The 23,839-nt window shown below is 71.9% G+C and carries 19 protein-coding genes; 7 read left to right on the top strand and 12 right to left on the bottom strand.

The features are described from left to right. Positions 1-65: 65 nt before the first annotated feature. Positions 66-2,162 (top strand): WD40/YVTN/BNR-like repeat-containing protein, encoded by a 2,097-nt coding sequence (locus CF165_RS20655; RefSeq protein ID WP_093949175.1) that lies wholly within the window; start codon positions 66-68, stop codon positions 2,160-2,162. Positions 2,163-2,164: 2 nt separating this feature from the next. Here the strand turns inward: CF165_RS20655 and CF165_RS20650 are convergent, their stop codons facing one another. From CF165_RS20650 to CF165_RS20620, 7 genes are read right to left on the bottom strand one after another with little or no spacing between them, the layout of a single operon-like run. Next, entirely contained in the window at positions 2,165-2,635 is a 471-nt protein-coding gene (locus tag CF165_RS20650; RefSeq protein ID WP_093949174.1) for a hypothetical protein, read from the bottom strand. 39 nt (positions 2,636-2,674) lie between these two features. Next, positions 2,675-3,175, bottom strand: a complete 501-nt coding sequence (locus CF165_RS20645) for a DUF2231 domain-containing protein (RefSeq protein ID WP_093949173.1) — start codon at positions 3,173-3,175, stop codon at positions 2,675-2,677. Positions 3,176-3,203: 28 nt separating this feature from the next. Beyond that, complete coding sequence (locus CF165_RS20640; RefSeq protein WP_093949172.1) at positions 3,204-3,626, bottom strand: FMN-binding protein; 423 nt, start codon at positions 3,624-3,626, stop codon at positions 3,204-3,206. Positions 3,627-3,639: 13 nt separating this feature from the next. After that, complete coding sequence (locus CF165_RS20635; protein WP_093949171.1) at positions 3,640-5,022, bottom strand: ferredoxin reductase family protein; 1,383 nt, start codon at positions 5,020-5,022, stop codon at positions 3,640-3,642. A gap of 48 nt (positions 5,023-5,070) precedes the next feature. Further along, positions 5,071-6,447 (bottom strand): HAMP domain-containing sensor histidine kinase, encoded by a 1,377-nt coding sequence (locus CF165_RS20630; protein ID WP_093949170.1) that lies wholly within the window; start codon positions 6,445-6,447, stop codon positions 5,071-5,073. Continuing rightward, complete coding sequence (locus CF165_RS20625; RefSeq protein ID WP_093949425.1) at positions 6,444-7,157, bottom strand: response regulator transcription factor; 714 nt, start codon at positions 7,155-7,157, stop codon at positions 6,444-6,446. Before CF165_RS20625 ends, CF165_RS20630 begins: the two co-directional genes overlap by 4 nt. A 39-nt stretch (positions 7,158-7,196) precedes the next feature. Beyond that, positions 7,197-8,837, bottom strand: coding sequence for a beta-1,3-glucanase family protein (locus tag CF165_RS20620; protein ID WP_093949169.1), 1,641 nt, complete (start codon positions 8,835-8,837; stop codon positions 7,197-7,199). Between the two features lie 364 nt (positions 8,838-9,201). Here CF165_RS20620 and CF165_RS20615 point away from each other — a divergent pair, with 364 nt between their 5' ends. Further along, a complete protein-coding gene (locus tag CF165_RS20615) occupies positions 9,202-10,089 on the top strand; it encodes an expansin EXLX1 family cellulose-binding protein (protein ID WP_093949168.1) in 888 nt (295 codons plus the stop codon). Between the two features lie 19 nt (positions 10,090-10,108). On the opposite strand, the gene CF165_RS20610 is transcribed toward CF165_RS20615, so the two are convergent. Both CF165_RS20610 and CF165_RS20605 read right to left on the bottom strand, forming a co-directional pair. Continuing rightward, a complete protein-coding gene (locus CF165_RS20610; RefSeq protein ID WP_205660919.1) occupies positions 10,109-11,713 on the bottom strand; it encodes a glycoside hydrolase family 27 protein in 1,605 nt (534 codons plus the stop codon). Positions 11,714-11,884: 171 nt separating this feature from the next. Next, on the bottom strand, positions 11,885-14,563 hold the full coding sequence (locus tag CF165_RS20605) for a glycoside hydrolase family 9 protein (RefSeq protein ID WP_093949167.1): 2,679 nt from the start codon (positions 14,561-14,563) through the stop codon (positions 11,885-11,887). 167 nt (positions 14,564-14,730) lie between these two features. Here CF165_RS20605 and CF165_RS20600 point away from each other — a divergent pair, with 167 nt between their 5' ends. Further along, on the top strand, positions 14,731-17,754 hold the full coding sequence (locus CF165_RS20600; RefSeq protein WP_093949166.1) for a DEAD/DEAH box helicase: 3,024 nt from the start codon (positions 14,731-14,733) through the stop codon (positions 17,752-17,754). Continuing rightward, positions 17,747-18,478: an SWIM zinc finger family protein gene (locus tag CF165_RS20595; RefSeq protein ID WP_093949165.1), complete on the top strand. Its 732-nt coding sequence runs from the start codon at positions 17,747-17,749 to the stop codon at positions 18,476-18,478. The genes CF165_RS20600 and CF165_RS20595 overlap by 8 nt, the downstream gene beginning before the upstream one ends. Here the strand turns inward: CF165_RS20595 and CF165_RS20590 are convergent. Beyond that, positions 18,475-19,485, bottom strand: coding sequence for an NADP-dependent oxidoreductase (locus CF165_RS20590; protein WP_093949164.1), 1,011 nt, complete (start codon positions 19,483-19,485; stop codon positions 18,475-18,477). The genes CF165_RS20595 and CF165_RS20590 overlap by 4 nt on opposite strands. 110 nt (positions 19,486-19,595) lie before the next feature. Here CF165_RS20590 and CF165_RS20585 point away from each other — a divergent pair, with 110 nt between their 5' ends. The 3 genes from CF165_RS20585 to CF165_RS20575 all read left to right on the top strand — a co-directional run bounded on the left by CF165_RS20585 (position 19,596) and on the right by CF165_RS20575 (position 21,995). After that, positions 19,596-20,195, top strand: a complete 600-nt coding sequence (locus tag CF165_RS20585; RefSeq protein WP_240521686.1) for a TetR/AcrR family transcriptional regulator — start codon at positions 19,596-19,598, stop codon at positions 20,193-20,195. Between the two features lie 76 nt (positions 20,196-20,271). Continuing rightward, positions 20,272-21,123 carry an alpha/beta fold hydrolase gene (locus CF165_RS20580; RefSeq protein ID WP_093949162.1) on the top strand — a complete coding sequence of 284 codons (852 nt, stop codon included), beginning with the start codon at positions 20,272-20,274 and terminating at the stop codon, positions 21,121-21,123. A 17-nt stretch (positions 21,124-21,140) separates the two neighbouring features. After that, a complete protein-coding gene (locus CF165_RS20575) occupies positions 21,141-21,995 on the top strand; it encodes an alpha/beta fold hydrolase (protein ID WP_093949161.1) in 855 nt (284 codons plus the stop codon). A gap of 277 nt (positions 21,996-22,272) precedes the next feature. On the opposite strand, the gene CF165_RS20570 is transcribed toward CF165_RS20575, so the two are convergent. Both CF165_RS20570 and CF165_RS20565 read right to left on the bottom strand, forming a co-directional pair. Continuing rightward, positions 22,273-22,995 (bottom strand): SDR family NAD(P)-dependent oxidoreductase, encoded by a 723-nt coding sequence (locus CF165_RS20570; protein ID WP_093949160.1) that lies wholly within the window; start codon positions 22,993-22,995, stop codon positions 22,273-22,275. A 4-nt stretch (positions 22,996-22,999) separates the two neighbouring features. After that, complete coding sequence (locus CF165_RS20565) at positions 23,000-23,662, bottom strand: SDR family NAD(P)-dependent oxidoreductase (RefSeq protein ID WP_093949159.1); 663 nt, start codon at positions 23,660-23,662, stop codon at positions 23,000-23,002. Positions 23,663-23,839: the final 177 nt, after the last annotated feature.

Genomic DNA, 23,839 nt, shown 5'->3' with positions numbered 1-23,839 from the left:
GGATTTCCGCGTCGGATCCGGATCGGCCGCGCAAACGTGATTTTCCGTCGACCGGCCCGGATTCGGTGACGACACACAAAGCCCGGAGTGCCTGGTTCCAGGCGCGCGAAGCCTGGCCGCGCCGGGAGGCACCCGTCGAGCTGCTGGTGCGGGCCCGGGCGGACGCCGCCGCTCCGGCGCCCGGGGGAGAGCGGTGGGCGCCGGTCGGGCCGTCCAACATCGGGGGCCGGATGACCTGCGTCGTGTGCCACCCGAGCGACCCGGACCGGGTGTGGGCGGGCGCGGCCGGCGGCGGTGTCTGGCGCAGTGCCGACGGCGGCGGGAGCTGGGAGTCCCTGTGGCACAGCGAGCCGTCGCTGAACGTCGGCTCGCTCGCGATCGACCCGGGAAACCCCGACGTCCTCTACTGCGGCACCGGCGAGGCGAACCTCTCGGCCGACTCGCACGCCGGTGTCGGGGTGCTGCGGTCGCTCGACGCCGGGGACACCTGGGAGCTGTTCGCGCCCTCGGAAACCACCGGCCTGCCGAGGCGGATCGGCGCGCTGGCCGTCGACCCGTTCGACTCCACGCACCTGCTCGCCGGCGGCGTCAGCCACGTGCCGGGCGAGGCCGGCGGACTGTTCGTCTCGACCGACAGCGGCCTGACCTGGACGCGTCAGCCGCTGGTCGGGCCCGCGCGGTACTGGTGCCACGCGGTGCGCTTCCACCCGGAGCATCCCGGGTGGATCTTCGTGACGATCGCGGCGAACGGCTCACCCACCGGGATCTGGCGGTCACGCGACGGCGGAAGCAGCTGGGAGCACCTCGCCGGCGGCCTGCCCGACCCGGACCTCATCGGGCGCACGTCGCTCGCCCTCGCACCGTCCGCCCCCGACGTCGTCTACGCCCTGGTCGAAAGCAGCGGCAAGGTGCTCGACGTGTACCGCAGCGACGACGCCGGCGACGGCTGGAAGGCCGTCGGCGGCCCGCACTTCGCGGACGAGCGGCAGATGTCCTACGGCAACACCATCGTCGTCCACCCCGAGAACGCCGACTGGGTGCTGTGCGGTGGCGTCGACCTGCACCGGACGACCGATGCCGGCGGGCACTGGGAGCAGGTGACCCACTGGGACGACGACCGGGGGACCCCGCGGTACGCGCACGCCGACCACCACGCGCTGGCCATGCCGGCCGGCCGCCCCGGTCTGGTCTACGACCTCAACGACGGCGGCATGGACGCCAGCACGGACGGCGGGACCACCTGGGAGAACCGCAGCGACGGCCTGGCCACCAACATGTTCTACGACGTGGAGGTGGCCGCGGAAACCGGCGACTTCATCGCCGGCGGCGCCCAGGACAACGGCACCCTCGCCACGCTCGACGGCACGGCGGGCACGTACTTCGAGCTCAGCGGCGGCGACGGCGGCTGGGTGGTGATCGACCACGCCGACCCCGGCCACCTGTTCACCACGGCGCAGCACATGCTCGTGTTCCGGCACCGCTCGAGCGACGGCTGGAAGCGGGTGTCACCGCCGGAGGACGACGCGGCCAAGCCGTGGATGGTGTTCGTGGCGATGGATCCCGCCACCCCCACGACCCTGTTCACCGGGTCGAACCGGGTGTGGCGGACCACCGACGACGGCGACACCTGGGACCCGGTGTCCGCGGTGCTCGACGGCAGCGACATCAGCACGATCGACATCGCCAGGGCGGACAGCAGGCGGATCTACGTCGGCACGGAGAACGGCGGCGTGTTCCGCAGCACCGACGGCGGCGCCACGTGGAGCGGGAACCTGGCGAGCACGGTGCTCCCCGGCCTGACCGTCACCCGGGTCGGCAGCCGCGCCGACAACGCGGACGTCGTCTACGCGACGGTCGCCAACTTCGGCAACCGGCACGTCTTCCGCTCCGCCGACGGCGGGCTGACCTGGGCCGACGTCGACGGTGGCGGCCTGCCGGACGCGCCGGTGCTGTCCATGGCCCTGCCGTCGGCGCACCCGGACCGGATCTACGTCTGCGGCGACGCCGGCGTCTTCCGGTCCGACGACGAGGGCGCGACCTGGACGAACCTGACCGGCGACCTGCCGAACGTCACGGTCGTCGACCTCGTCTACCACGAACACGACCGCACGCTCACCGCCGCCACCTACGGACGCAGCATCTGGCGGCTGCCGGTCGACTGAGGTCAGTGCCGGGTGCCGAACCACTTCGCCCGCGCCGCGGTCACGTCCGGGCTCTCGCCGACCCGAGGGCCCGGCGCGATCCGCGGCCGGGCGGTGCCGTCGATCCGGTGGAGCGGAAAGGAAACCCCGACCTCGACCCGGCCCGTGTCGGCGGTGAGGCCGGCCGGGGCCGCGCCCTCGGGCACCGCGACCCGCACGGCCGCCGCCGGTTCGCCGACGGCGTCGAGCAACCCGGCGACCACTTCGCTCCCAACCGGGTCGATGAACAGCACGTGCCGCACCGCCGGGGACACCCCGGCCGTGGCCAAGGATTCGGCGGGCACCAGGATCGCGCGTTCCCCGGACCGCGACCGCAGCCGCCGGGCCCCGATCCCGGCCGCGCGCGCGGCCGCGTCGGCGAGGTCGACCGGACCGGGCGTCCGTCCGGCGGGTTCGAACGTCTCGACGGGCTCCCATCGCGGATCGGCGGTCATGGCACCTCCCAGGGCGACCGGGCTCAAAACCACGGTAGCTCAGCGGCCCGCGGTCGGCGCGGTGCCGAACTGCCCCTGCCAGGTGGCCTCGGCGCCGGAGTCGCCGATGCGGTAGATGTCGAAGACCGCCGCCCCCGCGGCTGCGATGGACAGCACCGCGAGCGCCACCGTGACCGCCTTCGACGCCGGTCCGAGGTACGTGCGGCGGGATTCCGCGCCGGTCTCCCGCTGCCGCCACCACACCAGCAGGGCCAGCACGGCCACCGGGATCGCCACCCAGATCGCGGTGTCGCCGAGTTCGGTGTGGGTGCGCACCAGCGGTGTCCGCGCAACCTGCCGTTCGAGCCATTCACCGGCGTCGGTGGTGATCGGGACGAGGACCACGACCAGGACCGCCAGGATCGCGTTCGGCCCGGCGAGCCTGGCCCGCGCGGCCGGCCACAGGGCGGTGAGCACCAGGAGCAGAGCCGAAAGAGGCAGCAGCACGACGATCGCGTGCACGAGCAGGATGTGGGCGGGCAGGCCGTTGACGGTCGTCATGGTGTCCTTTGCAGAGGGTGGGCGGTGGTCACCGGTGGGCCTGGTCGATCGCCGACTGCAGCGACTGCTGGTAGCCCTCGGAGGTGTAGGTGGCGCCGCTGATCGTGTCGATCTGAGCGCTCTGGGCCTGCAGCGTCTCCTGGTTCAGCTCCGGCACCGCGGTGGAGTTGATCCGGACGTCGCGGCCGCTTTCCCGGGGGTATTCGACGGCCTGGGCGTCGGTGATCCGGCCGCCCGCGACGGTGATCCGGACCTGGACCGGCCCGTAGCGGGTGTCGGCGGCGTCGCCGGTGAACGTCCCGTCGCCGCCGGCGGAAGTCCCGGACGCGGTGCCGGACGGCTCGGCCGGGCCGCTCGTGGCCACGGGGGTGGAGTCCGTGCTGGTGCGGTAGCTGAACAGCAGCACGACGACGGAGACGGTTGCCGCGGCGGCGATGGCGATCCTGCGCATCGGAAGTCCTTTCCTACCAGGCGAACCGTTCGAAGTGGACGCGGTCGGCGGGGACGCCGGCGCGGTGCGCGCTGTCGAGCACGGCCGCGGTCCAGGCGTCCGGGCCGCAGACGTAGACGTCGTGGCCGGCGATGTCGGGCACCAGGTGGCGCAGCACCTGCTCGTCGGGCACCGGGGCGTACCCGGCGGGCAGCCAGGACGTGCGATCGCGCGAGCGGCGGCCGAGCAGGTAGTGGATCCGGACGCCGCGGCGGGCGGCGAGCTCTTCGAGTTCGTGGCGGAACACCAGGTCGGCCGATCGGCCGGCGCGGTGGAACAGCACCGCCTCACCGGGACGGTAGGGGAGTTCGTCGAGCAGCGCGCGCAGCGGCGTGATCCCGATCCCCGACGCGAACATCGCGACCTTCTGTCCTTTGCGGACAGTCGCGGTCAACCGGCCGTACGGGCCTTCGAAGAACGCGGGGGTGCCGGGCCGCAGGGTGGCGAGGCGCCGGCTGCCCGGTCCGAGGTCCTTGGCCGTGATCCGCAGCCGGTGCCCGTCCGGGGCGGCCGAGACCGAGAACGGCTTGCCGCGCGTCCAGCCGGGCCCGGCGGCGAACCGCCACACGAAGAACTGGCCCGCCGCCACCGGAAGCCGGTCGAGGTCCCGGCCGCGCAGGTACACCGAAACCACCCCCGGGGTTTCGGGCACGACCTGCTCGACGACGAGCCGGTGCCGCGCGTTGAGCCACACCGGCCGTCCGACGCGGAACACGAGCACGGCGCCGGCCGCGGCGGCGTAGGCGGTCCACCAGAACGCGGTCGCGACCGGTGAGGCCGTGAAGTCGGCGCCCGTCCACAGCTGGTGCGGCAGGGCGAGACCGGCGCCGAGGTAGGCGTAGAGGTGCAGCAGGTGCCAGGACTCGTAGCGCAGCCGCCGCCGGGCCGCGCGGACCGACGTCACGGCGACCATGCCCAGCGCGGCCGTCCCGGCGGCCGCCAGGAGCATGCCCGGGTAGGTCGTCACCAGTGCCCAGGCCTCGGCCAGGACGCCGGAGCGGTCGGCCGCCGCGTAGCCGAGGGTGATGAGCACCAGGTGCGCGGCCAGCAGCGCGATCGACGTGAAGCCGGTGATCCGGTGCCGCCGGGCCAGCTCGTCCTGGCCGTAACTGCGTTCGACCCAGGGGATCCGCGCCATGAGCAGCACCTGCAGCAGCAGGAGGTCGGCCGACAGCAGCCCGGTGAGCCGCCCGGCCGAGGTGAAGAAGTCGGAGCCGAGGTCCTGCAGGCCGCGGCCGGACACCCAGAGCGCGACGACGAACAGCACGCTCAGCCAGGCCGTCAGCCCGGCGGCGTCGCACCACCAAGCGCGGACCGCGGGCGCGGCGACGCGGCGGGTGGCGACGGGGGCGGACATCGGGCTCCTCGGGGTGATCGCTGTGGAATCCACCCTTCCGGAACCCGGTTAGCCGTCGACGTGACCAGGGTGAGAGTTCGGTAAGAGAAGATCGGCACCGACGGTGAACCCGATCACGGCGCCGCCGCCCGGGCGCGGCCCGGCGAACACGGATCCGCCGTGGGCGAGCGCGATTTCCCGCACGATGGCCAGCCCGAGCCCGGAACCCGGCAGGCCGCGGGCGCCGTCGGCGCGGTGGAAGCGGTCGAACACCCGGGGCGCGTCGGCGCCGAGGCCGGGGCCGCGGTCGAGGACCTCCACGCGGCCGTCGCGCACGACGGCTTCGATCGGGCCGTCGGGCGCGAACTTGACGGCGTTTTCGAGCAGGTTCGTCACCGCGCGCTCGAGCGCCTTCGCCTGGCCGGTCAGCGCGGACGCGCCGGTCTCGACGGTGATGGCGCGCCCCGACCGCCGCCGGACGCGCTCGGCGGCGCGTTCGACGATCTCGCCCAGCTCCAGCGGCGCCGGCTCCTCGGCCTCGTAGCGGCGGGTGGCCAGTTCGACGAGCTCGTCGACCAGGTGGGTCAGCTCGCGGGTCTCCCCGTCGACGTCGTCGAGCAGGCGGGCCCGGGACTCCGGGCTGAGCTCGGCGAACCGGCGCAGGACGCTGGCGTTGGTGCGGAGGCTGGTCAGGGGTGTCCGCAGCTCGTGGGCGGCGTCCTGGACGAGCCGCTCCTGGTCCGCGCGGGCGTCGGCGAGCCTGCCCAGCATCCGGTCGAACGACGTCGCGAGCCGCCCGGCCTCGTCGCGGCCGCCGGTGGGCACGGTGACGTCGTCGAGGCGGCCGTCGCTGACCTGCTCGGTCACTTCGGTGAGCCGGACCAGCCGCCGGGTGATCTGCCGGGCCAGCAGCCAGCCGGCCAGGGCCGCGACGGCCAGCACGAGCGCGCTGACGCCGGTGATGCGGGCGGCCAGTCCCTTCAGGACGTGCCGGGATTCGTCGACGTCGATGCCGAGCTGGACGGCGCCGCGCCCGGGCCCGAGAGCCACGGTGATGACCCGGTAGTCGTCGCGCCCGGCGGTGAAGTTCGTGTAGCGGTGGTCGGCGAGCGCGCCGGTCGCGGCCAGCGCCCGGTCGGCGCCGTCGACGGGGAGGCGCACCGGGCGGCCGCCGAGCGGCCGGGTGCTGCCGTCCGGGGCGATCGCCTGGGCCACCATGGGCTGGGCCTCGTCGTGGTCGTCGTCATCGGGGCCACGGGTGACCGGGCTCGGCGCGAGCACCTGCGTCGCCCCGGCCGCGACTTCCGCCGAGGTCGTGAGCAGCGACCGGTCGAGTTCGGCGTCGATGCGCTGGGAAGCGGCCTGGTAGCTGAAGACGCCGACGAGGATCGCCACCGCCGCACCGACGGCGGCGAAGGCGATCGCGAGCTTGCTGCGCAGGTTCACGACGGCCGCGCCTGCCGCACAGAGGGCCGCACGGAGTAGCCCACGCCGCGTACGGTGTGGATCAGACCGGTCGCTCCGGCCTGCTCCAGCTTGCGGCGCAGGTAGCCGATGTAGACGGCGAGGTTCTTGGAGTCCGCGGCGAACTCGTAGCCCCAGATCCGCTGGTGGATCGTGGCCCGGTCGAGCACGATCCCGGCGTTGCGCACGAGCAGTTCCAGCAGGTCGAACTCGGTCTTCGACAGCGTGATCTCGGTGCCCTGCCACCACACCCGCCGCGCCGCCGGGTCGACCGCGAGCTCCCCGAGGCGGACCGTGCGCCGCGCCTCGGGGTCGGGTGAGGTGCGGCGCAGCAGGGCCCGCAGCCGAGCGAGGAGCTCGTCGAGTTCGAACGGCTTGGGCAGGTAGTCGTCGGCCCCGGCGTCCAGCCCGGCCACCCGGTCGGGGGTCTCGACCCGGGCGGTGAGCATGAGGATCGGCGTGGGGTCGCCTTCGGCGCGCAGCACCCGGCACACGCCGAGGCCGTCGACGCCGGGCATCATGACGTCGAGGATCAGCACGTCGAACTGGTCGCGCCGGGCCGTGGCCAGCGCGCCGACGCCGTCGGCCACCTCGGTGACGTGGTAGCCCTCGAGGTCGAGGGCTCTGACCAGCGACTCACGGATCGCGCGGTCGTCGTCGGCGAGCAGGACGCGGTGCGGCATGGCCGCCATCATGCCGCGCCCGGCCGGCGAGGCCCGCGGACCGCCCGGCTAGCGGGTGAAGGTGAACCAGTTGATGTTCACGAAGTCCGACGAGCTTCCGGAGAACGTCAGGTAGAGGTCGTGCACGCCGGTGGCCGGGGCGACGATGTTGGCCGGCACCGTCTGCCACTGCTGCCAGCCACCGTTGTTCGCGAAGTCGATCTCGGCGACGACCGGGCCCGACACGCTGTCCAGGCGCGCCTTGATCGCGCCGCTGACCCCGGCGGGCGCGCCGGAGGCGAGGCGGGCGACGAACTGGTTCGGTGAGCCCGTCCCGAAGTCGACGCGGGCGTACTTCAGCCAGTCGCCGTTCGCGATCCAGCCGACGTCCACCCCGCCGCCCGTGTCGCCGCACGACTCGTTCTGGGTGCCGCTCTGGTCGTTGTAGGCCTCCGCCTGGATCGTCGAGAACGCGCTCGTGCCGCCGGAACCGGGTGGCGGCGTGCCACCGCCCGCGCCCGGGCCCAGCGAGACCGTCCAGGACGTCGGGGCCGGGTCCTGGAGGTGGCCGTCGACGGGCTGGGCACCGGTCGGGCCCACGTCGTCGTACGGGAAGGCGTAGCCGATCGACGCGTACTGGTGGACCAGGCGGGCGTAGTGGTTGGTGGTGGCGTCCTTGTAGTACTGGGCGGGGGCGACGCCGTCGGGCTGGTTGTTCCCGCCCGCCACCAGCAGGCTGCTGCGGTTCAGCGCGGCGGCCAGCCGGGCGGCGATCGCGCCGCGCGCGTCGCCGCCGGAGTTGTACAGCGGTCCGCTCGCGCAGCCGAAGATGTCCACCGCGCTCGGCTTGGTGAACGGCACGCCGTTGGTGTTCAGGCCGGCGAACACGATCGCGTCCCCGCTGACCGTGCCGGTGTAGGAGCCGATCGCGCCCTGCCCGTTGATCGTCAGCGGCGTCGAGCGGTAGTGGTCCCAGACGGCGTTGAGGTAGTTCGTCCAGTAGCCGCCGAAGTCGACGGGGGAGTGGCCCGGCGCGAGCACCCGCACCACCTTGCCGGACGAGTCGGTGACGACCAGCCGGTCCCACGGCGCACCGTCGGCGTTGTGCTGCGCGCGCAGCCCGTCCGCGATGTTCCCGAGGGCGCCGTCCGGCAGCGGGCTGACCGACTGCGAGCCCGCCGCGCCCGTGGTGGCCATCGACACCGGCAGCGCCACCATGTCGACGTAGCTGATGTTCGCGTAGAGGTTCGCGCTGTTGTAGGTGAACTCGCAGAACGTCCAGTTCGTCTGCCAGTTCGGGTCCGAGCTGGTGAAGCCGGGCTGCACGAGCCCCGGCCCGGGGTTGACGAAGAACTGGATCTTCTTGTCCACCGAGAACCACACCCGGCCGCCGATGAGGTAGTCGGTCAGCGTCACGGTCCGCTGGGAGCCCGAGCCGCCGAGCGGGATGGCGTAGTCGGGGATCGGCGTCACCGGCGAAGACGGGTTGGGCAGCGCCTGGAACCGGCCGTCGGCGGTGACGAACCCGGGCCGGCCCGAGGTGTCCGAACCGCTGATGTAGGCGTAGACGGTGCCGCTGCCCGAATTGTTCTTCAGCGTCAACGGCAGGGCCGCGGCCGCTCGCGCGCGCGGCGCGGTGGCGGCGGACCACAACGGCGTGCTCGCCGCGGCCACCAGGCCCGCGGTGACGAAGGTACGCCTCGACAGCATGGCACCTCCTCGGAACGGGCGGATTTCGGGGCGGATCCGCCCGCTTCCGCCGGAAACGGTGACCGGACCGTAGGTACGCGTTCCGGTGGGGTCAATATCCGGCGGCCCGGGTGGGTATGGACGGCCCTCGATACTGCCCTTTCGTTGCCCGGACCAGTGCTTTCAGTGGTCTGGTCCAGTGCCGCAGAGGTCCATTGTGGACAGTGCGGACGGCAGTGCTGCCCGGTCGGTCGGCTCGTTCCGGAACTGGCATGTCACGGTGGGTATGTTAACGCTCACACAACTCCGCCGGGCCGTCGTTGACGCGCCTCCGACAGCCTGTCTACTGTGGACCATTCAACCAGGTCGCGGTTCGGGAGGTGCGGTGCCCAGACGCCGGGTCATCGTGTCGGTGGTGGCGTTGTCCGTGGTGACCGCGGCGGTCGTCGCCTTGGTCGTCACCCGGGCGAACGGGACGGACGCCGCCGAAGCGGCGAACGCGCCGGCCGGCGCCTCCGCGACCGGGGCGGCCGTCACCGCCCCGCCCGTGAGCACGCCGTCGAGTTCGCCCGCCCCCGCGACGACGACCACCGCCTCTTCCGGCGTCGCGCCTTCGACGTCCGCGGCCGCTCCGGTGGCCTCCTCGGGCAACGCGCCGCTCGCCGGGAAGATCAAGCCGGGGGTCACCCGCTCCGGGGTGGCCACCTTCTACGACACGGACGGCACCGGCGCGTGCGGGTACGACGCGAGCCCGGACCCGCTGAACGCGGCGATGAACGTCGCCGACTTCGAGGGCTCCCGGGCGTGCGGGGCCTACGTCCAGGTCCAGGCGGCCGGCGGCGCGAGCGTGACGGTGCGGATCACCAACCTGTGCCCGGCGCCGTGCCGGGTCGGGCAGCTGGACCTGAACCCGAAGGCGTTCGACCGCCTCGGGGCGCGCAACCTCGGGGAGATCCCGGTCACCTGGAAGCTGGTGAACCCGCCCACGGCGAAGCGGATCTCCCTCCGCTACAAGACCGGATCGTCCCAGTACTGGTGCGGCATCCAGGTGATCGACCACCGCAACCCGGTGGTCCGGCTGGAAGTCCGCGCGGGCGGCGCCTGGAAGCAGCTGCAGCGCACCGACTACAACTACTTCCTGTCCGAGAACGGCGCCGGGTGCGGCGGGGCCGTCGCGGTCACCGACATCTACGGCGAACGGCTGGTCCTCGACCCGCTGCCGGTCGAGGCCGACGTCGTCCAGCCGACGAACCGGCAGTTCGCCCAGCACTGACCGCCCGGGCACCCGCGCCTCACGCCGCGGGCACCGTCCACTGCTGGTTCGCCTGGCCGTTGCACGACCAGAGGATCACCTTGGTGCCGTTCGCGGTTCCCTGGCCGCTCGCGTCCAGGCAGAGGTTCGACTGGAGACCCGAGATCGAGCCGTTCGCGTTGACCGTCCACTGCTGGTTGGCCTGGCCGTTGCAGTCCCAGATGACCACCGGTGTCCCGTTCGCCGTGCCCTGGTTGGACGCGTCGAGGCACTTGGTGCCGTAGACCGTCAGCTGGCGGCTCGCCGTGCGGGTCCAGGTCTGGCCGGGCGTGCCCTGGCAGTCCTGCAGCTGCAGCTGGGTGCCGTTCGCCGAGGTCCCGTTCGGCACGTCGAGGCAGCGGCCGGACTGCTTGCCGGTGATCGCCCCGCCGGACGGCGGCGTGCCGTCGCCTCCGGTGACCGTGAGCAGGACCGCCTCCCCGGCCGGGACCGACGTGGCGTAGCTCGAGGCGAAGGTCCCGCGGTCGGCGCCGGCCCACACGTCGCGCACGGCGGCGGAGCCGGTCAGGCCGAGCGACGACCACCGGGCGGTGATGGTCGCGGCCGAGCCGGTGCGGTTGAGCAGCACGACGGCCCGGCGGCCGGTGCCGGACAACACCTTCTGGTGCACCTGGAGTCCCGAAGCGTCCTCGGCGACCTTCGTCCCTTGCCGCCCGAGCGGGTCCTGGTCGATGGCGATCATCTCGCGGTTGGTCAGCGCGGCGCGGGTGGCGGCGGTCATGGAGCTGGGCTTGTTGCCCGCGATCAGCGGGGCACCCGAGATCGCCCACAGGCTCAGGTGGGTGCGGTTCTGCGCGTCGGAGAAGCCGGACAGCCCGGCGATGAGCATGTCGGGGTCGTTGTAGTGGCCGGGGCTCTGGGCGTTCGCGTGCTGGGCGGCGTCGAAGTTGGCCAGCATGCGTGACATCGAGGGCTTCTCGCCCCAGTAGATGATGTCGCCGCTGGTCCGCCAGAGGTTGGCGATCCCCGGCGCCCAGTTCCACGGCTGGTTGCTGCCCCATTCGCAGACGGAGAACACCATCGGGCGCCCGGTCTGGGCGGTGGCGCGCGTGATGGCGTCGCTGATCGCGGTGTAGGAGGCACGCGCGTCGAGCTTCTCGGCCTGGCCGCCGCACCAGTCGACCTTCACGTAGTCGAAGCCCCAGCGGGAGAACTGGAGGAAGTCCTGGTCGTAGTGGCCTTCGGCGCCGGTGCCGGGGTAGGCGGGGTGCCCGGTCGGGTAGTAGTACCCGCAGCCGTTGCGGCCGGCGTCGGTGTAGATGCCCGCTTTCAGGCCCTTGCTGTGGATGTAGGCGGTGATGGCGGACATCCCGCCGGGCCACTTGGCGGTGTCGACGGTGATGTTGCCGCCCGCGTCCCGGGCGCCCGTCCACCAGCCGTCGTCGATGTTGACGTACTCGTAGCCCGCGTCCTTCATGCCGGAGGACACGATCGCGTCCGCCTGCTGCTCGATGGCGGTGTGGTCGATCGCCCCGGCGAAGGAGTTCCAGGAGTTCCACCCCATCGGCGGCTTGGTGATCGGCGCCGCCGCCGCCGGGGCGGCGCTCGACGGCGTCGCGAGGGAGAAGAGGGCGGCGACCAGCACGCAGACCGTCCACAGAGGACTGAGGCGGCGTGGCGGTGTGACGGCGGAAGAAGGTGCGTGCGACAACGGAACCCCCATCAGCATTGACGGCGAGCCGGACGGTGACAGAGATGTGAACGCTAACACAAACGGTGGGCCGGGCCATGAAACTTTCATCTCCGCCGGCGCTGATCAAGGTTCGGTACCCCAGGCGAGGGCTCCGGACCGGTAGGCGGTGGCGGTGGCGAGATCGGTGAACGACGCCGCCGTGCGGTAGCTGTAGTCGTCGGCCTGGTTGAACGGGGACCAGTCGGCCTTGGCCACCCGGATCTGGACTTCGCCGGTGTTCGCGCCCGCGGCGAGGGTGCCGCCGCCGAAGGCGACCTCGACGTAGGCGTCGGCCCCCGGGCGAGGCGTACTGAGCTTCACCACGCGCAGGGTGACGTTGCCGCAGCCGAGAACCGCGTAGTCGCACCAGATCTGGTAGCCCGGGTTCGTGGCGTCACCGGTGAACCAGTAGCGCGCGGTGACGCTGTTCAGCGCGACCGGCGTGCTGCCCCGGTTGACGATCTGGAGGCTGGTGCGGATCTGGGTTTCGGTGGCGCCGCTGCCGAGGCGCTGCTGCACGGCGAGTGTGCCCGGGTTGCCGCCGCCGGTAGTGGTGGTGACCGACACCGGGCTGCCGGCCGGGGACTGGTTGCCGGCGGCGTCCCGGGCGCGCACCGAGAACGTGTACGCGGTGCCGGGGGTGAGGCCGGTGACCTGGTAGCTGGTGCCCGTGGTGCTGCCGATGGTCGCGCCGGCCGCGTTCAGCACGTCGTACCCGGCGACGCCGACGTCGTCGGTGGCGGCGGTCCAGGTGAGACCGACGGTGGTGCTGCCGGCGGTGGCGGTGACCCCGGTGGGTGCCGTCGGCGGGGTGGTGTCCCCTGTGGACGGTACTGGCTGGCTGCCCCACACCACCGCGGAGCCCTGCGCGAGCACCAGCCGCGGGGCGTCCACGGGCGCGGTCCCGCTCGGCGCGAGGCCGGTGTGCGACCAGTCGTTGCCGGGGTCCCAGGTTCCGGTGCTGGTGATCCGGAGCTGCACCTCCTTGCGGTAGCGGGACTGGCCGCCAGGGGCGACGCCGCCGGAACACCGGACCTCGACGTAGTAGGTCGGGCCGGAGAACTGGTGCACGGCCGGCGCGTCGCACTGGTTGTACGCCGAGCTGACCGAGATCTGGCCGGGCGTGGTGCCGCCGTCGAGCGTGAAGTAGTAGCGCAGCGAGCCGGTGAACGTGCGCGCCGGCCACGCCGACTTGTTGATCACATACGCCTTCACCTCGGTGAACGTGCCGCCGTCTGGCTGGTTGAGCGCGCCCTGCGCGAGGATCTCCGGGCCGTCCGGGGTTTCCTTCGGGGGGAAGGCGGCGAGCGGGGTGCCGCCGTACTCGCCGTAGAGGCGGGCCAGCGCGCTGGTGAAGCCGGCGTTGTAGTCGAGTGCCACCTCGTTCATCGTGTAGTTGGTGCGGTCGTCGGTGTACGCGTCGTTGGCCGAAGTGGGACCGCCGACGAGCGCGCCGTACAGGACGTGCCGGCTCTGCGCCGGTTCGTTGATGTTGTCGGCCCAGGAGCCGTGCGCGGTGCGGTGGTGCGGGTTGCGGGGCGGGTTGACGCCGAACCCGGCCTCGAAGCTCGCGCCGCGCGGGTTGTCGCCGAGCGCGTAGTTGATCTGGCGCACACCGAAGTCGTGGTAGGTGGTGGCGCGGACGGGATCGTCGGCGCGCAACCAGTCCGCGTAGGTGAGCGCCACGAACGCGGTGTTCGCCGCGTAGCGCAGTGAGCCCCACTGGTCGAGCACGGCCTGGCCGCCGGGGGAGTAGGGCACGTGCTGGCCGTTGACGCCGGTGGTCCACCAGTCCAGCCAGCGGTTGGCGTCGGCGACGTACTCGGGGTCGTGGGTGAGCTGGGCGAGCAGGACGTAGGCGCCGTAGGACTTGTCGTCCCAGGCCAGCGTCCAGCGGTAGGAGCGGGTGGTGGTCTGCGGTTCGGTGGACAGCTTTTCGTACTCGGCGCGGGCCTTGGTCAGGTAGCTCGTGTCACCGGTGGCCTTGTAGAGCCAGATCGCGCCCCACACCAGCTCGTCCTGGTAGCCGCTCCAGGACTTGTAGAAGCTCTGGGCGTCGGTGATGCAGTCGGAGTAGACGCCCCGGTGCTTGTCGGCGAACGAGTACAGCTGCTTGGCGTGGGTGAGCAGAGTGGCCGAGTAGGCGGGGTCGCCGGTCTGGAACACCATCGAACTCGCGGCCAGCTGCGCGGCGGCTTCACCGGCGAGGTCCGAACCGGGGCAGGAGTCGTCGATGCGGTAGGCGGGCCGCGCCATGGCCATCGTCTCGGCCGGGCCCCACCACTTGTGGTCGTCGTCGCCCTTGCCGACCTGGCCGTAGAGCACGTCGGGCTGCGGGTGCGCCTTGACCAGCCAGTCGTCACCCCAGCGCAGGTTCGACAGCAGGTACTGCCACTGGCCGGAATTCTGGTAAGCGGTGCGGTTCTCAAGGGCGCCCCAGGCGAGCATGGTCATGCTGAACTCGAACGGCAGCCCGAACTTGACGTGGTCACCGGCGTCGTAGAAGCCACCGGTGAGATCCAGGCCGGCGTCCTTGCCGTCGTCGAGGGCGGACGGGCCCCGCCAGGAGACACGGTTGTCGGCGGGCAGCACGCCGGAGCGCTGGGCGTCGTAGAACCAGACGGCTTTCTGCAGCGCCTCGGCGTAGTTGAACTTTCCGGCGGGTGCGGCGCCCGCGGACAGCCCCGGAACCGCCAGCGTCAGGCCGAGCACGAGCAGCGCCACGACCGCCCGGGCCGCCGCCTTCGTCGTCGAAGTGCGCACGCCGCCTCCTCGCGTCTGGGAGCGCTTCCAGAGCGAAAGGGTAAGCAGCCGCATCCGCTGTGTAAAGAGCCGCGGGGGGCGCTCGCCGGGTCTCGGGCGGCGACCCCGACGCCTGCCGTGCGACGATCTGGGGGGAACCCCCGGACCGGACGAAGGAGCCCCAGACCTTGCCCTTGGTGCACGCTCTGTGGTCTCCCGGCCGGGGTCTGCTGCTCTGGGCGGAGCACGATCGAGGCCCGGCCGGTACGTCGAGCCGTTCGGCGCACATCGCGCTTCCGCATCCGTTCGCGGTCTCCAGCGCGGACCTGACCGCGCTGCATCCCGGAAAGCCCACCTCGGCGACGTTGCTGCTGCCGTCGCGGGCGAACCGGCCGCTCGCCTCCTCCGAGGCGGCGGCGGGCGGCAAGCGGCGTGGCCCGGCGCCGTCGCTGCGGCCGTGGTCGGTGCCCGCGCTGGTCGTGGACGCGACCGAGCTGGACGACCTCGACGACTCGGCCACCTACGGCTCTTCGGTGACCTACCTGCGGGCGGTGGCCCGCCTGGCCGCGGAGCTGGTGCGGCGTGGACGGGTGCTGCCGACGCTGGTCCGCCAGGGCGATGCGGCGGAGGCGCGGTGGCGACCGGTGCTCCAGGGCGTGGATTTCGTCGCGTTCGACGCGCTGGTCGCGGCCATGCCGCCGGTCGGGCGGGCCGAGCAGATCGCGCCGCTCACCGGGGCCTCGCCGCGCGCGCTCGTCACCGACGCCCTTCATGCCTTGGTCGACGCGGCGGTCCGGGACCGGCTGGCGCGGGCGGACCCGCCCGTCGACCTGGGCGGGGGCCGGGCCGCGGCCGGGGTGTGGCTGTCCGCTTTGCAGGGCGGCATTCCCCGCGTCGAGCTGCCGCTGGGTGAGCTCGGTGTCCTGGCCGACGCCGTCGCGAAGTGGGACGAGGTCGCCGATACCGACATCGTCGACGGCCGGGCGTGTTTCCGGCTGGCCGAGGTCGGCACGCTGCGTCAGCCGGCCGAGGACGATCCCGACGACCTGACCGGCAACGGCACCAAGTGGCAGCTGCAGTTCCTTCTGCGGGCGACGGCCGATCCGAGCTTGCTGCTGTCGGCGGGGCAGATCTGGTCGGGCCGGGCGAACGGGCTGGTCCGGGACCCGAAGGGGCTGTTCGTCGCCGAGCTGGGCCGGGCCGCGCTGGTGGAACCGATGCTGGCACCGGCGTTGCGCAGGACCCAGCCGTCCGAGTACGACCTGACCGTCGAGGAAGCCGAACGGTTCCTCACCTCGGGCGCGACCCGGCTGGTCGAGGCCGGGTTCGAAGTGCAGCTTCCGGCCACCTGGGACGGCAGGCGCCGGCTCGGGCTACGCCTGTCCGTCCGCAGTACGCCCGCCGAGCAGGTCGTCGCCCGCAGCCGGGTGGGCCGCGACGAGCTGGGCGGGTTCCGCTGGTCGATCGCGGTCGGCGACGACGAGATCGGCGCGGAGGAACTGGCCATGCTCGTCGCGGCGAAAACGCCGCTGGTGCGGCTGCGGGGGAGGTGGATCAGCGTCGACGCCGACCGGCTCCGCGCCGGTCTCGAGTTCCTGCGCCGCGACCCGCACCGGTCCGGCGACCGCCCCACCGCGGCCGAACTGCTGGAGCTCGTCCACCTCGCGCGGGAGACGCCGCTCCCGGTCACCGACGTCAGCGCCGACGGCTGGGTCGGGGACGTCCTGGCCGGGCGGGTCGACCGGGCCCTGCGGACGGTCGAGCTGCCGCCGTCGTTCCGGGCCACGCTGCGCCCCTACCAGCAGCGGGGGGTCGCCTGGCTGGCGTTCATGGCGGCGCTGGGGCTCGGTGCGTGCCTGGCCGACGACATGGGCCTCGGCAAGACCGTCCAGACGCTGGCGCTCGAGGCCGTCGAGCGGGCGGACGGTGATCGCCGTCCGACGCTGGTGCTGTGCCCGATGTCGCTGGTCGGCATGTGGCAGCGGGAGGCGGCGAACTTCGCCCCGGGCCTGCGTGTCCACGCCCACCACGGCAGCGCCCGCGCGCACGGGGACGTGCTCGCCGGGCAGGTCGCGGCGGCCGACCTCGTCGTCACGACCTACGCCACCGCCGCCCGTGACGCCGACGAGCTCGAGGCGTTCACCTGGCGGCGCCTGGTGCTCGACGAAGCGCACGCCATCAAGAACGCCGACACCGCGACGGCCAAGGCGGTGCGGCGGTTCACGGCCGGGCACCGGCTCGCGCTGACCGGCACCCCGGTGGAAAACCGGCTGGCGGACCTGTGGTCGGTGCTGGACCTGCTCAACCCCGGGCTGCTCGGCAGCAGGTTCGAGTTCCGGCAACGGTTCGCGGCCCCGATCGAGCGCGGCGGCGACACCGCCACGGCCGCCGCGCTGCGCCGGCTCACCCAGCCGTACCTGCTGCGCCGGGTGAAGACGGACCCCTCGATCGTCCCCGAGCTCCCGGAAAAGATCGAAATCCGGCAGGAATACCGGCTCACCCGCGAACAGGGCACGCTGTACTGCGCGATCGTCGACGAAATGATGAAGAAGATCGAGAACAGCCAGGGCATCAAGCGCCGCGGCAACATCCTCGCCGCGATCACGAAACTCAAGCAGGTCTGCAACCACCCCGCGCACCTGCTGCACGACGGCTCCCCGATCGGGCGCCGCTCCGGCAAGGTCGTCCGCCTCGAAGAAGTGCTGACGGAAATCCTGGCGTCGGGCGATCGCGTCCTGTGCTTCACGCAGTACACCGAATTCGGCCACATGCTCGTGCCCCATCTGTCGGAGCGGCTCGGCGCCGAAGTGGCGTTTTTGCACGGTGGCCTGGCCAAAGGGTCGCGAGACGCGATCGTGGAACGCTTCCAGGCCGACGACGGGCCGCGGATCCTCCTGCTCTCGCTCAAGGCCGGCGGCTCCGGGCTCACGCTGACCGCCGCCAGCCAGGTCCTGCACCTGGACCGCTGGTGGAACCCGGCCGTGGAAAACCAGGCCACCGACCGGGCCTTCCGGATCGGGCAGGGACGCACCGTCCAGGTCCGGAAGTTCGTCTGCCCGGGCACCATCGAGGAACGCATCGACAGCCTGATCGCCAAGAAACGCGCGCTCGCGGGCATGGTCGTCGGCGAGGGCGACGGCTGGCTCACCGAACTGTCCACGGACGCCCTGCGCGGGGTGCTCACCCTGGGAGAGGAAGCGATCGATGACTGAGCCACTCCCTTGGTGGCCGGCCCGGTTCGTCCGGGCGTTGACGGCGATCGGCGTCCTCCTGCCCGCGAAGGGCCAGGGGAGTGTCGTGTCCTTGGCGGTCGGCGCCGGGCGCGTCGACGCGACGGTGCAGGACGGCCGCCCTCACCAGGTGAGGATCGGGCTGACGGCGTTCGGGAAAACGGACTGGGCGGCGATCACCCATGCCCTCGCCGCGAAAGCGTCGTCCACGGTCCTGCTGCTCGGCGGCGAGCTGCCCCGGGACGTCGAAGAGATCTTCAAGGCGGTCCGGCTGCCCTTGTTCCCGTCGTCGGCGCGGGAGGTGTCACTGGACTGCACCTGCCCGGCCGCCGAGGTGCCGTGCGGCCACCTGAACGCCGTGTTCTCCGCGCTCGTGGCGCGGGTCGCCGACGATCCGTTCACCGTCCTCGCTCTGCGCGGCCGGAACCGTGAAACTCTGCTCGAGGAGCTGAAGAACCGGCTCATCTCCGCCGAGCCGCTCGATCCCGACGACAGGTCTCCGGCCCTGACCGACGTCATGGACACCTTCTTCGACTGCGGTCAGGCCCCGGGCCTGGGCGGCGCGGCACCGTTGCCCGCGCCGCGAACGTCGTTCGACGCGCTCCTGGACCAGGCCCCGCCGTTCGCGATCACGGTCGGCGGCGAAGACGTCGCCGAGCTGCTCCGGCCCGTGTACCGGGCAATCGCCGGAGAGCACGGCCCTTAGCTCCGGCGCACCGTGACGACGACCTTGCCTTTGGCGCGTCCTTTGTCGACGTAGGCCATGGCCTCGTTGGTGGCGTCGAAGGGGAAGACGCGGTCGACGACCGGCTCGATGACCCCGGCGTCGACGAGGGAGGTGATCTCGCGGAGCTGGGCCCCGCCGGCTCGCATGAAGAGGAACGAGTAGTCCACGTGACGGCGTTTGGCCGCCGTCCGGATTCCGTGGCTCAGCACGCGCGTTGCCGGGCGCAGGATCCACGGCTTTCCCATCTCCCTGGCGAAGTCCGGGTCGGGCGGGCCGGAGAGGGAGATGAGCTTGCCGCCGGGCTTCAGGATCCGCAGGGACTTCTTGAGCGCCTCGCTGTCGAGGCTGTGCAGGACCACGTCGTAGTCGTGCAGGATGGCTTCGAAGTCGTCCTTGCGGTAGTCGATCACGATGTCCGCGCCGAGGCGCTCGACCAGGTCGACGTTGGCGGTGCTCGTGGTCGTGGCGACGGTCGCGCCGAGGTGCTTCGCCAGCTGGATCGCGAACGTCCCCACGCCACCGGAACCGGCCTGGATGAAGACCTTCTGTCCCTTTCGCAGGTGGGCGAGTTCGATCAGTGCCTGCCAGGCGGTCAAGCCGACCAGCGGCAGGGAAGCGGCTTCTTCCATCGTGAGGCGCTTCGGCTTCAGGGCCAGGTCGTCTTCGTGGACGGCGATGAACTCGGCGAAGGTGCCGATCCGGTCCTTGTCCGGGCGCGCGTAGACCTCGTCGCCGGGCTTGAACTCGCGCACGCGGGCGCCGGCGCGGACCACGACCCCGGCGACGTCGTCGCCCAGGACGAACGGCGGACGGTAGGGGAGGAAGAGCTTGAACTCCCCGTCCCTGATCTTCGAGTCCAGGGCGTTGACCCCGGCGGCGTGCACCTGGACCAGCACGTCGTGCTCGCCGACGGCGGGCTCCGGCACGTCGCCGGCCCGCAGTGTGTTGCCGTTCTTGCCGTAGCGATCGACGACGAACGCCTTCATCTCAGCCACCCACCTTTAGATTATGATCATACTACAATATGTCTGGGCGGGCTCGGATGCAAGGGTGTGGCCGAACTTGGATTATGATCGTACTAACATGAGGGCATCGAGTGGAGGCGCGTGTGGTCCGGTACGCGAAAGAGCACAAGCAGGCGACGCGGCAGCGGATCATCGAGACGGCCGGGCGCCGGCTCAAGCGCGACGGGATCGACGGTTCCGGGGTCGCCACGCTCATGAAGGACGCGGGCCTGACGAACGGTGCGTTCTACGCCCACTTCGAGTCCAAAGAGGACCTGGTCGCCACCGTGGTCTCCGAGCAGCTGCGCGGCCAGCGCGAGTGGCTCGCCTCGTTCCCGGCCGGCCGCGACGGCGTCGAGCGGATGGTGCGGACGTACCTCTCGCCCGAACACCGCGACAACCCCGAAGAGGGCTGCCCGTCCGCGGCGCTCCTGGACGAGATCAGCCGCTGCGCGGATCCGACGAAGGAGACCTACACCGGCAGTGTGCTGGCTGTGATCGACGACATCGCCGCCCGTCTGGCGCCGCATGACCCGCCGTCGGCGCGCACCAAGACTCTCGGTATCTACGCCCTGATGGTCGGGACCCTGCAGCTCGCTCGCGCCCTGGCCGACCGGCAGCTGTCGGACGACATCCTGGAGCAGGGTGTCCGCAACGCGCTGACCGTGCTGAACGCCGCGTCCGAGGGCTGACCGCCGGGTCGGCCGCATCGCCCGCTCGGGGAGGGGTGCTTGCACCGCTCATAGAATTATGGTCATAATATGAAGCATGACGACGTACCCGGCTGACACCCTCGAGAACCACACCGCCGCGGGTCCTTCCGCGGTCTTCACCTATCGCCGCACCGGTCCGCGGGGTGGCGTGCCGCTGGTCCTGCTGATGCGGTTCCGCGGCACCATCGACTGGTGGGACCCGGAGTTCGTCGACCGGCTCGCCGCGGACCGCGACGTGATCCTGTTCGACAACGTCGGCATCGGGTACACCGGCGGCGAGCCGCGCGACACCGCGGAAGGGTTCGCCGACGGCGCGATCGAGTTCGTCGAGGCCCTCGGGCTGGGGCAGGTCGACCTGCTCGGCTGGTCGCTCGGCGGCATCGTGGCGCAGCTGGTCGCGCTCCGCCGGCCCGGTCTGGTGCGCAAGATCGTCGTCGCGGGCAGCAGCGGGCCGGGTGTCGCGCCCGGTACCCCGGAGATGGGGGAGCGCGTGCTGTCCATCATGGCCAAGCCGAACGCGGACGCCGAAGACCTGCTCTACCTCTTCTACCCGGAAACCGGCCCGGCCCGCGCCGCCGGCCTCGACCACCTCGGGAAGGTCGCCAAGCGCCTGGAGGCAGGCGGTCCCGCGGTCACCGAGGAAGCCGCCCAGGGACAGCTCGCCGCCGTGGCGCGGTTGCTGGCCGTGGAATGGGACCAGCTCAAGGCCCAGCTGCAGGCGATCGGCCGGCCCGTCCTGTACGCCAACGGGATCCACGACGTGATGATCCCGGCCATCGGTTCCTACAAGGCGGTCGAGCAGGTCCCCGACTCCACCCTGGTCCTCTACAGCGACGCCGGGCACGCCTTCCTGTTCCAGCACATCGACGAGTTCGCCGCCCAGGTGAACCTCTTCCTCGGCCACTGAACACCAAGGACAAAACCATGAACAGCAAGCAAGACGTCACATCGTCCTATCAGGACGCGCCGACCCGCACCGTCTCCGCCGGCGGCGTCGACTTCGCCTACCGCGAGCTCGGCCCCAAGACCGGGGTCCCGGTCGTCTTCCTGACCCACCTGGCCGCGGTCCTGGACAACTGGGACCCGCGCGTCGTCGACGGCATCGCCGCGCACCACCGGGTCATCGCCTTCGACAACCGCGGCGTCGGCGCGTCCACCGGCACCACCCCGAAGTCGATCCAGGCGATGGCGGCCGACGCCGTCACCTTCATCCGTGCCCTCGGCCTGACGAAGGTCGACCTCCTCGGCTTCTCGATGGGCGGCATGATCGCCCAGGTGATCGCCCAGACCGAACCGGACCTGGTCCGCAAGCTGATCATCGCCGGCACCGGCCCCGCCGGGGGAGAGGGCATCAAGAACGTCACCAGGATTTCGAACCTCGACACCGTCCGGGCGCTGCTGACGCTGCAGGACCCGAAACAGTTCCTGTTCTTCACCCGGACGGCGAACGGGAAGCGGGCGGGCAAGGAGTTCCTGGCCCGGTTGAAGGAACGCAAGAACAACCGCGACAAGTCGATCGCGCCGAGGGCCTACGTCGCCCAGCTCAAGGCCATCCACCGCTGGGGCCTGGAAAAGCCGTCCGACCTCTCCGTCATCCACCAGCCCGTGCTGGTCGCCAACGGGGACCACGACCGGATGGTGCCGACGAAGAACACGCACGACCTGGCCCGGCGGCTGCCGGACAGCGAACTGGTGATCTACCCCGACGCCGGCCACGGCGGCATCTTCCAGTTCCACGACCGGTTCGTCGCCAAGGCCCTCGAATTCCTCGCCCGATAACAGCCGGCCGCGGTCCGCTGGGCGAAGCTGCCCCGGAGGCCTCGGTCGACGAGGAGCAGAACCTCGCCGAAACCACCGCCACGGAAGAGGCCATAGCGGCGATGCCACAGCTCGCCACCGAACCCTGCACCGATCCGCAGGTAGCCGAGCGGCTGTGCCAAGAGTTCGAAGGACACCTCGCGACCGTGCGGGCCGGGAGCGCGGGCACTGCCGACGACCCGGCCGTGGCCGAGAACGAAGAGGTCCGCCTGTCGGGAGCCGGACGACGGTGCGACGTTCAGGTGAGCCGGACGCCGGTGTGCTCGGCGAGGGCGTCGAGGAGCCGGTCCTGGAAGTCCTCGTCGGCGGCCGCCGGATGCCGGTCGTCGTGCCGCCGGTGGTGCCAGTAGCCGCCGCTTCTGAGCGCTTCCGGATCGTCGCTGGTGGCGAGCCACACCTGCGTCAGCGCCCCTTCGCGCAGATCGTCGGGGGCGCCCGCGCCACCCATCCGGGTCGGGACCCAGCCGGGGTCGACGGCGTTGCTGCGCACCCGCGGCCACCGGCGGGCGACGGCGGCGGCGAGCGCGGTCACCATCAGCTTGCTGTCCGAATAGGACGCTGTGGGGCGGGTCCCTGACCAGTCGAGGCCGGTCAGCTCGGCCCGGCCCCCGCGGTGCATGCCGCTGCTGAGGTAGACCAGGCGTGCGGGCGGGTCGATGAGGGCGGTGAGCAGGTAGGGCGCGACCACGTTGACGGCGAGGATCGTCGGGCCGGTCATGACACCGGCGTTGTGGATCACGGCGTCCAGTAGGCCGAGGTCGTTGACCTGCTCGGCGATGTCCCGTGTCTGCTCGAGGTCGGCGAGATCACCGATGACCACGTCGGCGCCGCGGGCGGCCAGGTCGTCCAGCCGCCCGGTGCCCCGCCCGTGGGCGACGACGTGGTGGCCGCCCGCGAGAAGCTCTTCGGCGGTGATGCGTCCCAGGCCCTGGGTGGCGCCGGTGACCAGGATTCGTGCCATGGGCTCAGCCCATCTCTTCGGCGAAGACCCGGAAACCGCCGCGTTCCGTGTGCATCTCCCAGAGCCGCGAGGCCAGGACGTCGGGGTCCTTCCCGGCGTGGCCACGCGTGATCGCGCCGGGGACGATGAGCTGGCCGACGTGGATGTTCTCGGACGCGAGCGCCTCGTGCAACATCGCCGCAAACGCTCCCTCCCCGGCGAAGGCGATCGAGGTGCCCGCCACCTTGGGGTTGGGGCGCGCGCCGCTGCCGCCGTTGACGAAGAGCACCGTGCCCCGGCCCAGGGCACGCATGCCCGGCAGCACCTGGTGGACCGCCGTCACCGGCCCGTACACGGAGAACTCCAGCGCGCCGGCGAGGTCCGCGGCTGTCGTCTCCAGCAACGGCCGCAGGAACTCCTTCTGCGGTAGCGGGCTGTACTCGAGCACCTCGATCGTGCCCAGCTCCTGGCCGGCGCGGTCGAGTGCGGCGGCCAGGGCTGCACCGTCACGGACGTCGGCGGCGTAGCCGCGTGCGGCGAAACCGTCCGCGGTGAGTTCGGCGGCGAGCCGGCCGACGCGTTCCTGGCTCCGGGAGATCAGGGCGATCGCGAACCCGGCGGTGCCGAAGCGGCGCGCGACCGACGCGCCGAGGCCGCGTCCCGCTCCGACGATGGCGATGGTGGTCAAGGGATGTCCTCTCGGTGGGTTTCAGGCCTATGCGGTCCTCATCGTCCCTTCGCGCCGCGGCGGGGCGCCGCCGAGCGGGGTGGCGTCGAGCGCATGTGGTCTCGCACCGGCGCCAGCAGGCCGGCGAGGGTCTTGACGTCGTCGCGGGAGAGTGGCTCGAACAGCAGGCCGCGGACG

It is taken from the genome of Amycolatopsis vastitatis, assembly GCF_002234595.1.
GTDB lineage: Bacteria > Actinomycetota > Actinomycetes > Mycobacteriales > Pseudonocardiaceae > Amycolatopsis > Amycolatopsis vastitatis.
Note: the sequence above shows the minus strand (reverse complement) of the source record. Positions and strands in the feature narration are given on the sequence as shown.

Coding starts and splice junctions, on each gene's coding strand:
- CF165_RS20650 (WP_093949174.1), bottom strand. CDS start 2,635: ATGACCGCCGATCCGCGATGGGAGCCCGTCGAGACGTTCGAACCCGCC.
- CF165_RS20645 (WP_093949173.1), bottom strand. CDS start 3,175: ATGACGACCGTCAACGGCCTGCCCGCCCACATCCTGCTCGTGCACGCG.
- CF165_RS20640 (WP_093949172.1), bottom strand. CDS start 3,626: ATGCGCAGGATCGCCATCGCCGCCGCGGCAACCGTCTCCGTCGTCGTG.
- CF165_RS20635 (WP_093949171.1), bottom strand. CDS start 5,022: ATGTCCGCCCCCGTCGCCACCCGCCGCGTCGCCGCGCCCGCGGTCCGC.
- CF165_RS20625 (WP_093949425.1), bottom strand. CDS start 7,157: ATGGCGGCCATGCCGCACCGCGTCCTGCTCGCCGACGACGACCGCGCG.
- CF165_RS20620 (WP_093949169.1), bottom strand. CDS start 8,837: ATGCTGTCGAGGCGTACCTTCGTCACCGCGGGCCTGGTGGCCGCGGCG.
- CF165_RS20595 (WP_093949165.1), top strand. CDS start 17,747: ATGACTGAGCCACTCCCTTGGTGGCCGGCCCGGTTCGTCCGGGCGTTG.
- CF165_RS20590 (WP_093949164.1), bottom strand. CDS start 19,485: ATGAAGGCGTTCGTCGTCGATCGCTACGGCAAGAACGGCAACACACTG.
- CF165_RS20580 (WP_093949162.1), top strand. CDS start 20,272: ATGACGACGTACCCGGCTGACACCCTCGAGAACCACACCGCCGCGGGT.
- CF165_RS20575 (WP_093949161.1), top strand. CDS start 21,141: ATGAACAGCAAGCAAGACGTCACATCGTCCTATCAGGACGCGCCGACC.
- CF165_RS20570 (WP_093949160.1), bottom strand. CDS start 22,995: ATGGCACGAATCCTGGTCACCGGCGCCACCCAGGGCCTGGGACGCATC.